The sequence below is a fragment of the Pantoea sp. EKM103V genome (genome assembly GCF_011800365.1).
In the GTDB taxonomy this organism is placed as follows: domain Bacteria; phylum Pseudomonadota; class Gammaproteobacteria; order Enterobacterales; family Enterobacteriaceae; genus Pantoea; species Pantoea anthophila.
The window spans coordinates 158,449-172,123 of the sequence record NZ_JAALFQ010000008.1; the positions used below are offsets into that span (position 1 = coordinate 158,449).

Below are 13,675 nucleotides of genomic sequence, written 5' to 3' on the forward strand. Positions count from 1 at the left end.
GATCGGCCTGCCGCGCGGCGCGATCCTCAGGGCAGCAGCGTTTTACAGATCGCCAGCAACCGCTGCACATCCTCGATCCGGGTTTCACCACTCGCTTTGTCGATGATCGAACTGTAGACGTGCGGGATCACTTTGCTGACGCCCGCTTCCAGCGCAATGCGCACAATCTCGCCGACGTTCTCCAGATCGATGCCGCCGGTGGGCTCCAGCCAGAAATCCATTTTTGCGCAGGCGTCTGCTACGGCGCGATACTCATCCACCGCCTGTAAACCGCCCATCGGAAAATATTTCACCGAGCTGCCGCCCATATCCTGCAGCATGGCAATCGCGGTTTCGATCGGAACGATCCCGTCAGGCTGTGTTGCGCTGCGCGGGCCGGTTGAGATTTTTACCTTACCCGGCGTGCCGGTGGGTGAGATCAGACCGTTGACGACGGTCTGCGACTGGCCCAGCAGCGCCCGGCTGGTAGCCACGCCGGTGAAGACCTGATTGACATGCTGGGGTTGCAGCACCTCCGCCAGCTCACTCACCATCTGTGACTGCCGGGGATCGCCCGCGCCCAGACCAATTGAGAGTGCGTTGTCGATCAGCGCAGCGTACTCGCTCATGTCGGCGATAGCAGCGTCATTGCTGGCGTAGTTTTTTGACAGCACGCCGACCAGCACATGCCCTTCGGCCGCCTGCCAGATGGCGCGCGCATTCTCTTTTGATCCCGCCAGTACGTTAAGGCAGAGACGATCCTGATAGAAGTTGGGGGTCAGCGTCATGCGGTTTTCTCTCCGGTTAACAGCGTCTGAATACGGGTGAAAATGGTGTGCAGTTGATCGGCGCTGACGCTGCGTACGTCCGCCTCAATGATCCCTTCATTGGCTTTGTAGCCACGGAAATAGATCGCGACGTCGCCCTTTTTCAGCGCCTGCACCAGATCGCCGGTGCGCTGCCCGATCGCCGCTTCGTCAAATTTGATCTCTGCACGGGCGATGTCACGGCCGGCGGCATCCCACACCACGCGGGCCGTGACGCCATTCAGATGATTCAGCTGTTCGATGAACGGTGTCATTTTTTCCACCATCTGCGCGCCGCTGATTTTTGGCTGAGTCAGATAGTTTTCAATCGCGTGGGTCAGGCCGAGAATGCCCTCTTTGCCGACTTTCATTGCACGGCCAATCCCGTTGGTCTGGCGTTTGACCCACTCAACGTAGTGGTGGCGGCCAATTACCAGGCCGCTGGTCGGGCCTTCCAGCGCTTTTGCACCGCTGTAGATCACCAGGTCGGCGCCCGCTTCGTAGTAGCACTGCAGATCCTCTTCTGCGGCCGCATCGACAATCAGCGGGACGCCGTGCTGACGCGCAACGGCGGCAGCCTGCGCCACATCAAGGTGGCTCTTCTGCACGCAGTGATGCGATTTCACATAGAGGATCGCCGCGGTCTGTGGGGTGATCGCCGCCGCCAGCTGCGCGGGCGAACACTCATTGCTGTAACCCGCCTCCACCAGCTGGCCGCCTCCCAGCGCCACCATGCTGCCGACCGGTGCGCCGTAGTTCACGTTATGCCCTTTCGGCACCACAATCTGATGCGGGACGCTAAGCGGCGCGGCATGCAGGTTATCCAGCAGCCATTCGTTATCTTTTACGATGACCGCCGCCACGCTCTGGGCGATGCCTGCCGAGGCACAGGAGACCACCACCGCGTTCTCCACCTTCAGCAGACCGGCGATGTAAGCCCCGGTTTTATCGACCAGGTCTTTCATTTCGAAGTAGTGATCGAGGCCATATTTCACCGTGTCGATCACGTCGCTCGACGGCGTGGAGACGCCGAGAATCGTCATACGGCCAGAGGCGTTAATCACCGGCTTCAGGCCATACTTTTCATAAACCGAGGTCATGTGCTGCTCCTTCTTCTGTCGCGATCCACTGACCCGCGACGACTGCCGCCAGCGGGACCAGATGCTTCTCACCGGTTACCGTTTCACCTTCTGAATCGATGAAGGGCCGGTTTTCCTCTTTGACGCTAAAAATGGTCAGGTCGGCGTCATAGCCGACTTTCAGCTGCCCCTTGCGCGGCAGCCGCAGCCCTGCCGCCGCGTTGACCGTCACGCAGTCAATCACCTGCGGCAGCGTCATGCCGACGCTGAAGAATTTCGACATGACATGGGCCAGGCTGTGAACCGGGCCAGCCAGACGGTTGCGGCAGTAAATGTCAGAGCTGATGGTATCGGGCAGAATGCCCTGCGCTATCGCCACCCGGGCGACCTCAAAACTGAAACTGGCACCGCCGTGGCCGACATCAAGCTTCACGCCGCGCGCGATAGCCTGTTTAACGGCGGCCTTGAGTTCGCCCTGCGGCGTCAGAATGCGGTTGGGTTTGCCGTTAAAGCAGTGGGTGATGATGTCGCCCGTGGTGAGCAGATCCGCAATCTGGTCAAGATTGGGCGGATTGTTGCCAATGTGGACCATCAGCGGCAGCCCGCCGCTCTGCTGCTGAATCGCCTTCGCGCGGATCAGCGGCTGGATACCGTTTTCACCCACCACGCTGCTGCTGATGCGCGCCTTCAGCCCCACGATAAAATCGGGCAGCCGGGCCACCGCCTGCTGCACCGCCTCGCCATCGATCTGCCTCATGTCGGCCAGTTCGTTCTGAGTGACGATACCGGTGCGGGCGATGTTGATCAGGGCATACACCTGAGTCTGCGCCGCGCGGGTCAGCTGGTAAAAGTCATCAATATGATCGGCACCGGTGCTGCCCGCATCGACCACCGTCGTCACGCCGTGGGCCACGCCTATCGCATCGGCTTCATCATGGTAGATGGGGGATTTGGGATAGCAGTGAACGTGGGAGTCGATCCAGCCTGCGCTGAGGTAGTAGCGACCCGCCAGGTCGCGTTCCTGGCGTGCGCTGCCCTGCACCCGGCCAACAGCGGCGATGCGGCCATCCTGCACCGCGATGTCGACCACCTGCTCATCGCTGAGTCGTGCAGCGCGGATAATCAAGTCGTACATGGTTTCTCCTTAACGGCAGCCCGCTACCGGGCTGCCGGTGAGATCAGAGCGCGATCGGGAAAATCGCACCGAGGATCATGGCGCCGAGGATGGCGCCACCGGTGATCGGCTTGTTCCAGAGATAGAACAGCAGCGCCCCCAGCAGTGAACCCAGACCAATCGGAATCGACGCCGTCATGGCTGACAGGATAATCAGCGGGCCGAGGAAGCGTCCGGAGGCATTACCCGCGCCCATCATGACGTCTGCGCCGTAGGTGGAGTCGCTCTGATTGATGGTGAATTTACGCGCCAGGATAATGACGTAGCCAATCGCCACCCCAATCACCAGACCCGTCGCCAGCGAGGCGGCAAAGTTCGCCACCGGGAAGACGATACCCGCGCCCAGCAGCAGGGCCGGAACGCCCAGGCCGACACCGGTCTGAATCGCGCCGCCGATATCCAGAATCCCCACCAGCGACCCTTCGATAATGCGGGCGAACAGGAAGCTGGCGCCAAAGGCGGCGACCGCGCCGTAGACGCCGGTCTCCATGCCAGAGCGCAGCATCGACACAAACGCCACTTCGTTGAACGCGCCGATGCCATAGAGGTAGTACATGTGGGTTCCGGCAAACACGCCGGCGGAGAGCAGGCCAACAAAGATCGGGAAAGACCAGTCGGCGTACCAGAAGCCTTTATTTTCGTTCATTGCATCGCCTCCTATTTGCCGCTGACGGAGTTATGGATCATGTCGAGCCAGCCGGGAATGCCGAGCTGGAAGGACTGCAGCAGTTTCATATCGAAACCGCGGAAGAAGCCGCTCAGCACAAACAGCAGGACGATGGCGGTCATCATCACTTTGGTGACCCGGTTCCAGCCGCTCTCTTCGACCCCTTTGCCGATCAGAATACCCAGCACCAGGCCCGGCACGGCATTACCCATGATCAGCTGTGCCAGACCGCCGAAAATGGTGGCCCAGAAGCCTGACTTTTTGCCCGCGTCGATGGCCGCCAGCCAGAAGATGACCGGCATGACGGTGTTAACCAGCAGGTTAGCCGCCGGCACCAGCACTTTAACGGCCGTGACTTGAAGCGCCGCCGGAACGGCCGAGGCGGTGGAGTTGAGGAAGGCGACCACGACCATGCCGATAATGCCGCAGGCGATGGCCATTTTTTTCGGATTGTGCAGCGTTTCCGCCACGTTGCGGTTTTTGACCATCAGTGCCGCCGCACCCCAGTTTGGAATGATGCGGTGATCCACATCCTGGGTGAATGAACCGGCTGCAACAGAGGATGCCCAGGCGTTGAAAAAGAAGCCGAGACCAAACGAGAAGTGGGAAGCGGGATCGCCTTCGCATGAGTTCAGCTCGCCCAGCGTACGAAAGGCGCCCATCCCCTGGGTGGTTGGCGCATGAAACATGCGTGCGGCACCCGCGCCGACGCCGACGCCCACCAGCCCGCCAATGATCAACGACTTAAACAAAATGATTAAAAACATGTTGTTGTACCTTGTTGTCGTTTTTTTAATCCCGTCAGACTTCAGCCGCCGCCGCCTCACTCCGGCCTGCCCGCCGCGCGTGCGCGACAGCAGAGGAGCGGGCTACAGACAGGCTGACGTTAACAGGCGCTGTTTTATGATGCCGCCGTAAACGTCACCTGTTCGGTGTCGAAAACGGTGACGCTGACGGTGATCTCCAGCGTGACGCTGTAGTTCCGCCGCTGGCGCGCCAGAAAGAAGAAGAGAAACTTCTCGGTCCTGACGCTCTCCTGCGCGCGCAGCACCCGGACATCCTGAGGTTCAATGCGCAGCAGAATTTTTTGTGTCGCGCGCAGAACCTGGTTCTGCACACGACTCAGGGCATCGGCGAAGGCTTTCGCTTTGGTGTCGCCTTTGCCCTCGACCGTCACCTGGGTAACGTAGTGTTCTTTCATAATCAGCTGCCGTGCTTCTTGTTCCAGGCCTGCACCAGCCGCTCACCCAGCTCTTCTTTGTCCATAAAGCCGAAGCCCAGTACGGTGGCCCCTTCGTTGATGGCGGTTACCCCTTCATCGATAGAGCGCATGCCATGCTTCGCTTTGTAGCCATATTTGTTCTGCGCGGTGATGGCACCTGCGCCGCCGCTGCCGCAGAACGAGATGCCGAAGTCGGCGTTTTCTGCCTTCATGACGTCACCCAGTTTCATGTCCGCCGCCACACCCGGCACCACCACCGCACGGCCACCCGCTTTTTCGATACCTGCGGCCACTTTCTGTCCTTTCCCTAAACGATCGCCAATCACGACTGTCACCATGTTCTTTTCCTCTTCAGTTATTGGATCGTGCGACTTCAATGTGAACCGACAGCAGCCAGGCCTCTTCACGCGGCAGATTGCCAAACAGATCCACCACCTGCTGCGCCAGCGCGACGGTTTCCGGCGGAATATCCTCAAACAGCTCCGCTTCCACTTCCGGCAGCGGCTCGCCACTCAGAGAGCGTGATGCCATGGCCCGGACGTGGGATTCCAGCATCTGCTGCTGAACGACGTTGGGCTGGATACCATGCTGCTGATAGATCGCCGCAATTTGCGTCATGACACGTTCTGCCAGTTGCTGCACTTTCTCCGGTGGCGCTTCATACACCGGGATGCCGTTATTGCTCACCTTGTTACTCCTGTTGAACCGGATAATTCGCGTTGAAAATAAATTAACCGTCCCGGCTCCTGCTGTGGAGAGGCAACATTTCCAGCAGCAAGCGGAAATTGAGGTGAAGGCTGTGCGTCAGATCGCAGAGTGCACACTTCGTGCGAAAAATGACTCTTTGTGCGCAAAATAATGAATTTAACCGTGCCGGATCTTGATGTTGTGCAACATCACGGCAGGTCCGATACGTTTTAAGGCGCGGTGATAAGCAGAAGTGATGGAAAAAACCGCCGGTCGGGCTGACCGGCGGTCTGATTAGCGGAATTTCTTATGGTTGGTATTGCGGATCTCATCAAACTTCGCGGCTTCGCGCTTTGCGCCCTCCACGTTGTTCGCTTTCGCCAGCGTGCTGACCACGTCGATCTGCGCAATCAGAGAGTCGAGACCGGCGTGATAATCTTTGATCTGCGCGCTGTCAGCAGGCTGACCTTCCAGCTTGTCGGGCGTGGACTGCTTCGCATCCTGCGCTGCAGCACGCATCCGGGTTAATGCCTGCTGCATCTCCCGGGCATCGTCCGTTTTTTTAACGATTTTCAGGTTCGCATTCAGCGTGTCCATATCCTGCTCCAGATCCGCCGCACAGAGGCTGACGCTGGAGAACATCAGAGAAGCCGACAACATTGCAATTAGCTGCTTACGCATCATTACTTCCTTTTTATTGTGACGAAAAAAAAAGCAGCCAACAGGCTGCTTCAGGAATGCGTCGTTATTGTCCCGCTATCTTCATTTCAGGCAGTAAGACTGAACCGCACTGAATATTGCTGCGGGTTTCGATATCGTCGCCGATAGTCACCATATTGCGCCACATCTCTTTAAGATTACCGGCGATGGTGATTTCACTGACCGGATACTGAATCACGCCATTTTCGACCCAGAAACCGGCCGCACCGCGCGAGTAGTCACCGGTGATGGCGCTGACACCCTGTCCCATCAGTTCGGTGACCACCAGACCGGTGCCCATCTGCTTCAGCAGATCGTCAAAGCTGTGGCCCTGACCGGCAATGCGCCAGTTGTGAATGCCACCCGCGTGACCGGTGCTGGTCAGGCCCAGTTTACGGGCAGAGTAGCTGGTTAACAGCCAGGTCTGCAGGACGCCCGCCTGGATAATGTCGCGCGCCTGGGTGCGCACCCCTTCGCTGTCGAATGGCGTCGAGGCGAGCCCTTTCAGCAGGTGCGGCTGCTCACTGATGGTGAGCCACTCCGGCAGGATCTGCTGACCCATCGCGTCCAGCAGGAAGGTTGATTTCCGGTAAACGCTGCTGCCGCTGATCGCCCCGACCAGATGACCAAACAGGCCGGTCGCCACTTCAGAGGCGAAAATCACCGGCGCTTTCATGGTCGGAAGTTTGCGTGGGGCAAGACGGGAGAGCGTGCGACGCGCGCACTCTGCGCCGACCCACTCCGGGCTTTTCAGATCCTCAAACGCGCGGCCGATGGTGTAGGCGTAGTCGCGCTCCATGTTGCCATCCTGCTCAGCGATCACGCAGCTGGAGAGCGAGTGACGGCTTGAGCAGTAGCTCTGCAGCATGCCATGGCTGTTACCGAACACCTTAATGCCGACATGACTATTAAAGCTGCCGCCTTCGGTGTTGGTGATACGCTTGTCTGCGCGCAGTGAAGCCTCTTCGGCCTGCGCGGCCAGTTCAATGGCGCGGTCGGCATCGATCTCCCACGGGTGGTAGAGATCCAGATCTGGCGCATCATAGGCCAGCAGCGCCGCATCCGCCGGGCCGGCAAAGGGATCGGGCGAGGTGTAGCGCGCAATATCGATCGCCGCCTGCACGGTACGTTTGATCGCGTCCGGGCTGAGGTCGGTCGATGAGGCGCTGCCTTTACGGTTCTGATGATAGACGGTGATGCCCAGCGCACCGTCGCTGTTGAATTCGACGTTTTCCACTTCGCCATAGCGGGTGCTGACCCCGATGCCGGTGGTTTTACTGACCGCTACTTCCGCGCTGTCAGTGCTTGCTTTAGCCAGTTCAAGTGCCTGCGCAATCGCCTGCTCCAGTACTTTTCGCTGTTCTGCAACCTGAGTAGATACGTTCATCGACCTGCCGTCTAATCTTATGTGTGAATGATTTGAGTCTATCAGAGTCAGAGAACAATTTCGCAGTCACCCGATAAACTGGTAGGATTAGCCTCTTTTTTTTGGGAGCCCGGAAATGACCAGACAGCCCGATGAGTGGCTCGACGATGTGCCAGATAATGACGAACAGGAAGATGAAGAGATTATCTGGGTCAGTAAGAGTGAAATTAAACGTGATGCCGAAGAGTTAAAACGCCTGGGCGCCGAACTGGTAGAACTGGGTAAAAACTCGCTGGATAAGATCCCGCTGGATGAGCGCCTGCGCACCGAGATCGAACTGGCGCAACGTATTAAGAAAGAGGGCCGTCGCCGTCAGCTGCAGCTGATCGGTAAACTGCTGCGCAGTATTGATGTCGAGCCGATCCGCGTTGCGCTGGACAAGCTCAAGAACCGCCACAACCAGCAGGTTGCGCTGTTCCATAAACTGGAAATGCTGCGCGATCGTCTGATTGAACAGGGCGATGAGGCGATCAGCGACGTGATTGCACTCTATCCTGACGCCGACCGTCAGCAGCTGCGCAGTATGATCCGCAACGCGCAGAAAGAGAAAGCGGGCAACAAGCCGCCGAAGTCAGCCCGTCAGATTTTCCAGTACCTGCGCGAACTGGCCGAAGCCTGATAGCCCGGACAGCCGGTCTGTCGTGACCGGTAGCAGGAAGCACGTCAGAACGTCACCGGAAAATGAGCGCCCGTTACGGGCGCCCGTCATCTCAGGCCAGTCTGTCCAGCAGCTTCTGGTGAATGCCGCCAAACCCGCCGTTGCTCATCACCAGAATCGAGTCGCCTGGCTGTGCGGCTTTCGCCACCATCTCGACCAGCGTATCGATATCTGCGCTCCAGTGCGCAGGCGGAATGCACGCTTCGGCGACGTCAGAAACCTGCCACGGAATGTGGTGCGGCTGGAACAGAAAGACCTCATCTGCCCGGGCCAGTGACGGCGCCAGATCGTTTTTGCTGACGCCCATCTTCATGGTATTCGAGCGAGGCTCCAGAACGGCCAGAATGCGCGCTCTGCCGCCAACCTTGCTGCGCAGGGCCGCCAGCGTTGCCAGAATCGCGGTCGGATGGTGCGCAAAGTCATCATACACTTTGATGCTGTTCACTTCGCCACGCAGCTCCAGCCGGCGACGCGCATTGATAAAGCTGTTCAGCGCCTGGCCTGCATCTTCCGGTTTCACACCTACATGACGCGCGGCGGCGATCGCCATCAACCCGTTATGCATATTGTGTTCGCCGACCAGCGCCCAGTTCACCTCGCCGACCTTCTCGCCGTCGAGCCAGATTTCCCAGTGCGAGGCATCGGGCGTCAGCTTCTTCGCCTGCCAGCGCCCGTGGTCGCCCACGCTCTCCTGCTCGCTCCAGCAGCCCATCGCCATCACCTGCCTGATGTTGGCGTCATGCTCCGGCAGCAGGATTTTGCCCTGGCCCGGCACGATCCGGACCAGATGGTGGAACTGCTTCTGGATCGCCCGCAGGTCGTCAAAGATATCGGCGTGATCGAACTCAAGGTTGTTGAGGATCAGGGTACGCGGGCAGTAATGGACAAACTTGGAACGCTTGTCGAAAAAGGCGCAGTCATACTCATCCGCCTCAATGACGAAGAATGGACTTTTTCCTAATTTTGCCGAGACATCGAAGTTTCCTGGCACCCCACCAATAATGAAGCCGGGTTCCAGGCCGCAGGCCTCGAGAATCCACGCTGCCATGCCGGCTGTGGTGGTTTTCCCGTGGGTTCCCGCCACCGCCAGCACCCAGCGGTCGCGTAACACGAAATCGTGCAGCCACTGCGGGCCGGAGAGGTAAGGAATGTTGCGTTCCAGCACCGCTTCCACACAGGGATTACCGCGCGTCATCGCATTACCGATAATCACCAGGTCAGGGGCCGGGTCGAGCTGGCTCGCATCGTAACCTTCTGTTAATTCAATGCCTTGCTGTTCGAGCAATGTGCTCATTGGCGGGTAAACGTTGGCGTCTGAACCGGTCACCTGATGACCAAGTGAACGGGCCAGCACGGCCAAGCCGCCCATAAAAGTGCCACAAATCCCGAGGATGTGAATGCGCATAACGTGATCCATTACTCTAAAGTTCGGCGCACAGTGTAACCCTGCTCGCAGACGGAAGAAACGGATTAGGACTATGGTTTTTGAAGTTCAATCGGCTAAACTGCGTACGCATCCGTTGGCAGACTGTTACGCGTGCTGCCACTCCATCGCAGATTCAGGGAATGTGTTATGAAAACGTTGGGCGAATTTATCGTCGAGAAGCAGCACGACTTTCCGCACGCCACAGGGGAACTGACGGCGCTGATCTCAGCTATCAAGCTGGGTGCCAAAATTATCCACCGCGACATCAATAAAGCCGGTCTGGTGGATATCCTCGGTGCCAGTGGTGTGGAAAATGTTCAGGGTGAACAGCAGATGAAGCTCGATCTGTTTGCCAACGAAAAACTGAAGGCCGCACTGAAAGCGCGTGGCATTGTCGCCGGTATCGCGTCTGAGGAAGAAGACGAGTTCGTCATCTTCGAAGGTGAGGAGAACGGCAAGTATGTGGTGTTAATGGACCCGCTGGATGGGTCGTCTAACATCGACGTTAACGTCTCTGTCGGCACCATTTTCTCTATCTATCATCGCGTCAGCGAACCGGGCACCCCGGTGGTTGAAGCGGATTTCATGCAGCCCGGCAACAAACAGGTCGCGGCCGGTTACGTGGTTTACGGCTCCTCCACCATGATGGTTTACACCACCGGTGCAGGCGTGCATGCCTTTACCTACGATCCGTCGCTGGGTGTCTTCTGCCTCAGCCATGAACGTATGACCTACCCGGAGACCGGTTACACCTACTCCATCAACGAAGGTAACTACATTCGTTTCCCGCAGGGCGTGAAGAAATATCTGAAGTTCTGTCAGGAAGAGGATCTGCCTACGCACCGTCCTTACACCTCACGTTACATCGGATCGCTGGTCGCGGATTTCCATCGCAACCTGCTGAAAGGCGGCATCTACCTCTATCCCAGCACCGCCAGCCATCCTCAGGGCAAGCTGCGTCTGCTCTATGAGTGCAACCCGATGGCGTTCCTGGCGGAGCAGGCAGGCGGTAAAGCCAGCGACGGTCAGAGACGTATTCTGGACATTCCACCGGTCACGCTGCATCAGCGCTGCCCGTTCTACTGCGGCAACGAGGCAATGGTCAACGACGTTGAGCGTTTCCTGGCTGAGTTCCCGGATTGCCGTCAGGGCTAATGCGGCAGAGATAAAAAAGGGCGCGATTATCGCGCCCTTTTTTTTATCACGCTGGCTGCAATCTGAACTGCGCCATGGTTGCCTGAAGCTGATCGGACTGCGCTTCCAGCGACTCGGTCGCGGCCTTCGCCTGCTCCACCAGCGCCGCATTCTGCTGCGCCGCCACATCCATCTGCGTGACCGCCAGATTCACCTGCTCGATGCCACGGCTCTGCTCGTCAGACGCCATGGAGATCTCCTTCATCAGTGAGGTCACGCGCATCACCTCACCGGAAATCTCATCCATGGTTTCCCCGGCACGCGTCGCCATCTCACTGCCCTCTTTGACCCGCGACTGTGAATCGCTGATCAGCGTGCGGATCTCTTTGGCTGCATTAGCACTGCGCTGCGCCAGCGTACGCACTTCATTCGCCACCACCGCAAAGCCACGGCCCTGCTCGCCCGCACGAGCCGCTTCAACGGCAGCGTTGAGCGCCAGGATGTTGGTCTGGAACGCGATGCCGTCGATCACGCTGAGAATATCGCCGATGCGATTGGCGCTGTCGGTAATCTCATGCATTTTTTCCATCACATAGCAGACCACTTCCGCGCCGCGGTCGGCGGTATCGGAGACCGCATTTGCCAGCTGATGGGCCTGCTGAGCGTTGCTGGCGTTAAGCCGCACCGTTGCCGTCAGCTGCTCCATGCTGGCCGCCGTCTGCTCAAGCGAAGCGGCAGACTCTTCCGTACGCTGTGACAGGTTGACGTTGCCGGCGGCCAGTTCACGGCTGCCGAGGTCGATCTGCATACTCGCCTCACGCACCTGACTGACGGAGTGACGCAGCGACTGCTGCATCCCGGTCAGCGCATGGTTAAGGCGTCCCAGCTCGTTGTTGCTGGACGGCGGCAGCACCTGAGAGAGATCGCCCGCTGCGATCTGCTCAAGATGCACAATCGCGCTATCCAGCGGCTGCAGCAGCATCCGGCGCAGCAGTTGCCAGGCGAGCACCAGCAGCAGCAGGGTTAAGGCCACCGCCACGGCGATCAGGATTTTCATTTTGGTTTCGTTATGGGCAGCCTGCACCAGCTGCGCCGCCGTGACCTGATCGGCGAACTGGCTGAAGTCCGTGACCGCCTTGTTGTAGCTGGCCGCCAGCGTCGCCAGGTTGCCTTCCAGCAGCTGGTAATACTCGTCGGTGTATTGCTTGTCCAGGGCGCTCATCATCGGCTTGATGCCCTGGTCGAGATAGGCCTTGTAGCTCGCTGAAATCGCATCCGCCAGCATTTTACCGTGTGCCGTTACCGTTCCGGCATCGATAAAGCGCTTGAGCTGCTGCTGGGAGGAGTCGACATCCGCCTGCGACAGTCGGGTGACGGCGGCGCCCTCTTCCAGCATGCCGATTTCAATTTTTCGTACCGCCAGCGCCGCGTTAGCGCGGGCCCGCATTAAATCTGCATTGCTCTGATAAAGACTGTTCAGCTCGATCCCCTGAATGCGGTTGATAACATCCAGCGAGCGGTTCCCTTTGTTAATTGCCACAATACCCATAAAACTCACCGCCAACAGCAGCAGTGTCATAAATGCCAGCAGCGCCAGCAACCCCGTGCGAAGTGATAACTGTTTCATCTTGATCGTTTCCGTTTATGAGAATAGGCGAAATGTCCAGCGGCCCTAAAACGGAACAGATATCGGCAGTAACGGACCGAAACTTTAACCCTGATTGAGTGTTAACAGCTTGATCATCACGGAAACATCAATCAAGCTAATCGCCGCTTACCCTCAACCCGGAGAAACACGATGAAAGCAGGCCTGTTTCTGACGCTGCTGCTGACCAGCACGGTGACGATAGCGGGGGATCTGCCGTCAGAAGCCTCGTTCGACCGCTGCCTGAATAACGCCCGGACCACGCTGGACATGAACCAGTGTTACGCTGCCGCCACTCAGGCCTAGGATCAGGCGATGAATAAGGAGTACGGCAGGCTGATGAAAACCCTCAACGGCGAACCCCGGGATAAACTGCGTGCCGCTCAGCGCGCCTGGCTGAGCTATCGGGACAGCTGGCTTGAGGCGGGCTACAGCCAGCTCAGTTCACAGGGCTCTCTGGGCAGCGTGGCGCTGAGCGCCCAGCGTCTGAGCCTGGTGCGCAATCAGGCGCAGATGCTGCAGGCGATGGCAAGGGGCAGTTGCGCTAACCCCGACGACTGCTGATCTGACCCGATTTTGCGCTGGCTGAGGCTGGCGCGTTCATTGACCTTCAGGGAGAAACCATGGCCGCCTATGCTTCAACGCTTATTCTGATTGGCCTCGCCGTGCTGAGCTATTTCGTGCACAACAACGCGGTCACCCTGTCGATTCTGGTGCTGCTGGCGATTAAAGTGACCCCGCTGGCACAGTTCTTCCCCTACGTGGAAAAACAGGGCATTACCTTAGGCATCATTATCCTGACGGTGGCCGTGATGGCCCCGCTGGCCAGCGGCTCTCTGCCGGCCGCTGCGCTGATCAAATCCTTTGCCAGCTGGAAGTCGATTGTGGCTATCCTGGTGGGCATTTTTGTGGCCTGGCTCGGCGGTCGTGGCGTCAGTTTTATGAGCGTTCAGCCGTCAGTTATCGGGGGCCTGCTGATTGGTACGGTGATTGGCGTGGCGTTCTTCCGAGGCGTGCCGGTAGGGCCACTGATAGCCGCAGGAATCGTTTCGCTGTTGGTGTCGGCGAAGTAG

General features: G+C 58.5%; 15 protein-coding genes and 1 pseudogene. 4 read left to right on the forward strand and 12 right to left on the reverse strand.

Features of this window, described 5'->3' with window-relative positions; translation table 11 throughout:
• Positions 1-26: 26 nt before the first annotated feature.
• The 10 genes from HFD97_RS16230 to pmbA all read right to left on the reverse strand — a co-directional run bounded on the left by HFD97_RS16230 (position 27) and on the right by pmbA (position 7,700).
• Positions 27-767: a KDGP aldolase family protein gene (locus HFD97_RS16230; protein ID WP_009087391.1), complete on the reverse strand. Its 741-nt coding sequence runs from the start codon at positions 765-767 to the stop codon at positions 27-29.
• Complete coding sequence (locus HFD97_RS16235; RefSeq protein ID WP_167432232.1) at positions 764-1,885, reverse strand: DgaE family pyridoxal phosphate-dependent ammonia lyase; 1,122 nt, start codon at positions 1,883-1,885, stop codon at positions 764-766. Before HFD97_RS16235 ends, HFD97_RS16230 begins: the two co-directional genes overlap by 4 nt.
• Positions 1,869-2,999 (reverse strand): amidohydrolase/deacetylase family metallohydrolase, encoded by a 1,131-nt coding sequence (locus HFD97_RS16240; protein ID WP_009087395.1) that lies wholly within the window; start codon positions 2,997-2,999, stop codon positions 1,869-1,871. Before HFD97_RS16240 ends, HFD97_RS16235 begins: the two co-directional genes overlap by 17 nt.
• 43 nt (positions 3,000-3,042) lie before the next feature.
• Positions 3,043-3,684: a DUF4310 family protein gene (locus HFD97_RS16245; protein WP_009087397.1), complete on the reverse strand. Its 642-nt coding sequence runs from the start codon at positions 3,682-3,684 to the stop codon at positions 3,043-3,045.
• 11 nt (positions 3,685-3,695) lie between these two features.
• Positions 3,696-4,472, reverse strand: a complete 777-nt coding sequence (locus tag HFD97_RS16250) for a DUF4311 domain-containing protein (RefSeq protein ID WP_009087399.1) — start codon at positions 4,470-4,472, stop codon at positions 3,696-3,698.
• Positions 4,473-4,606: 134 nt separating this feature from the next.
• The gene (locus HFD97_RS16255; protein WP_009087401.1) at positions 4,607-4,906 is read right to left on the reverse strand and encodes a DUF4312 family protein; all 300 of its coding nucleotides are present in this window, start codon (positions 4,904-4,906) and stop codon (positions 4,607-4,609) included.
• 2 nt (positions 4,907-4,908) lie between these two features.
• Positions 4,909-5,265, reverse strand: coding sequence for an SFCGS family glycine-rich protein (locus HFD97_RS16260; RefSeq protein ID WP_009087404.1), 357 nt, complete (start codon positions 5,263-5,265; stop codon positions 4,909-4,911).
• A gap of 13 nt (positions 5,266-5,278) precedes the next feature.
• Positions 5,279-5,614 (reverse strand): glycine dehydrogenase, encoded by a 336-nt coding sequence (locus HFD97_RS16265; RefSeq protein WP_167432231.1) that lies wholly within the window; start codon positions 5,612-5,614, stop codon positions 5,279-5,281.
• Positions 5,615-5,908: 294 nt separating this feature from the next.
• Positions 5,909-6,295, reverse strand: coding sequence for a cytochrome b562 (gene cybC / locus HFD97_RS16270; RefSeq protein WP_046102594.1), 387 nt, complete (start codon positions 6,293-6,295; stop codon positions 5,909-5,911).
• A gap of 64 nt (positions 6,296-6,359) precedes the next feature.
• Positions 6,360-7,700, reverse strand: a complete 1,341-nt coding sequence (gene pmbA / locus HFD97_RS16275; RefSeq protein ID WP_009087411.1) for a metalloprotease PmbA — start codon at positions 7,698-7,700, stop codon at positions 6,360-6,362.
• 115 nt (positions 7,701-7,815) lie between these two features.
• Between pmbA and yjgA the strand changes: the two genes are divergently transcribed.
• Positions 7,816-8,358: a ribosome biogenesis factor YjgA gene (gene yjgA / locus HFD97_RS16280; RefSeq protein ID WP_009087413.1), complete on the forward strand. Its 543-nt coding sequence runs from the start codon at positions 7,816-7,818 to the stop codon at positions 8,356-8,358.
• A 91-nt stretch (positions 8,359-8,449) separates the two neighbouring features.
• On the opposite strand, the gene mpl is transcribed toward yjgA, so the two are convergent.
• Entirely contained in the window at positions 8,450-9,802 is a 1,353-nt protein-coding gene (gene mpl, locus HFD97_RS16285) for a UDP-N-acetylmuramate:L-alanyl-gamma-D-glutamyl-meso-diaminopimelate ligase (protein ID WP_009087414.1), read from the reverse strand.
• A gap of 168 nt (positions 9,803-9,970) precedes the next feature.
• Between mpl and fbp the strand changes: the two genes are divergently transcribed.
• Positions 9,971-10,978, forward strand: a complete 1,008-nt coding sequence (gene fbp / locus HFD97_RS16290; protein ID WP_009087416.1) for a class 1 fructose-bisphosphatase — start codon at positions 9,971-9,973, stop codon at positions 10,976-10,978.
• Positions 10,979-11,024: 46 nt separating this feature from the next.
• On the opposite strand, the gene HFD97_RS16295 is transcribed toward fbp, so the two are convergent.
• Positions 11,025-12,584 carry a methyl-accepting chemotaxis protein gene (locus HFD97_RS16295; protein WP_009087420.1) on the reverse strand — a complete coding sequence of 520 codons (1,560 nt, stop codon included), beginning with the start codon at positions 12,582-12,584 and terminating at the stop codon, positions 11,025-11,027.
• Between the two features lie 171 nt (positions 12,585-12,755).
• Between HFD97_RS16295 and HFD97_RS16300 the strand changes: the two are divergent.
• Both HFD97_RS16300 and HFD97_RS16305 read left to right on the forward strand, forming a co-directional pair.
• A pseudogene (locus tag HFD97_RS16300) lies at positions 12,756-13,166 on the forward strand (lysozyme inhibitor LprI family protein).
• A gap of 59 nt (positions 13,167-13,225) precedes the next feature.
• The gene (locus HFD97_RS16305) at positions 13,226-13,675 is read left to right on the forward strand and encodes a DUF441 domain-containing protein (RefSeq protein WP_009087425.1); all 450 of its coding nucleotides are present in this window, start codon (positions 13,226-13,228) and stop codon (positions 13,673-13,675) included.

Bases quoted from the DNA above. Each gene is read 5' to 3' on its own strand.
- HFD97_RS16230 (WP_009087391.1), bottom strand. From the start codon at position 767: ATGACGCTGACCCCCAACTTCTATCAGGATCGTCTCTGCCTTAACGTA.
- HFD97_RS16235 (WP_167432232.1), bottom strand. From the start codon at position 1,885: ATGACCTCGGTTTATGAAAAGTATGGCCTGAAGCCGGTGATTAACGCC.
- HFD97_RS16240 (WP_009087395.1), bottom strand. From the start codon at position 2,999: ATGTACGACTTGATTATCCGCGCTGCACGACTCAGCGATGAGCAGGTG.
- HFD97_RS16245 (WP_009087397.1), bottom strand. From the start codon at position 3,684: ATGAACGAAAATAAAGGCTTCTGGTACGCCGACTGGTCTTTCCCGATC.
- HFD97_RS16250 (WP_009087399.1), bottom strand. From the start codon at position 4,472: ATGTTTTTAATCATTTTGTTTAAGTCGTTGATCATTGGCGGGCTGGTG.
- HFD97_RS16255 (WP_009087401.1), bottom strand. From the start codon at position 4,906: ATGAAAGAACACTACGTTACCCAGGTGACGGTCGAGGGCAAAGGCGAC.
- HFD97_RS16260 (WP_009087404.1), bottom strand. From the start codon at position 5,265: ATGGTGACAGTCGTGATTGGCGATCGTTTAGGGAAAGGACAGAAAGTG.
- cybC (WP_046102594.1), bottom strand. From the start codon at position 6,295: ATGCGTAAGCAGCTAATTGCAATGTTGTCGGCTTCTCTGATGTTCTCC.
- pmbA (WP_009087411.1), bottom strand. From the start codon at position 7,700: ATGAACGTATCTACTCAGGTTGCAGAACAGCGAAAAGTACTGGAGCAG.
- yjgA (WP_009087413.1), top strand. From the start codon at position 7,816: ATGACCAGACAGCCCGATGAGTGGCTCGACGATGTGCCAGATAATGAC.
- mpl (WP_009087414.1), bottom strand. From the start codon at position 9,802: ATGCGCATTCACATCCTCGGGATTTGTGGCACTTTTATGGGCGGCTTG.
- fbp (WP_009087416.1), top strand. From the start codon at position 9,971: ATGAAAACGTTGGGCGAATTTATCGTCGAGAAGCAGCACGACTTTCCG.
- HFD97_RS16295 (WP_009087420.1), bottom strand. From the start codon at position 12,584: ATGAAACAGTTATCACTTCGCACGGGGTTGCTGGCGCTGCTGGCATTT.
- HFD97_RS16305 (WP_009087425.1), top strand. From the start codon at position 13,226: ATGGCCGCCTATGCTTCAACGCTTATTCTGATTGGCCTCGCCGTGCTG.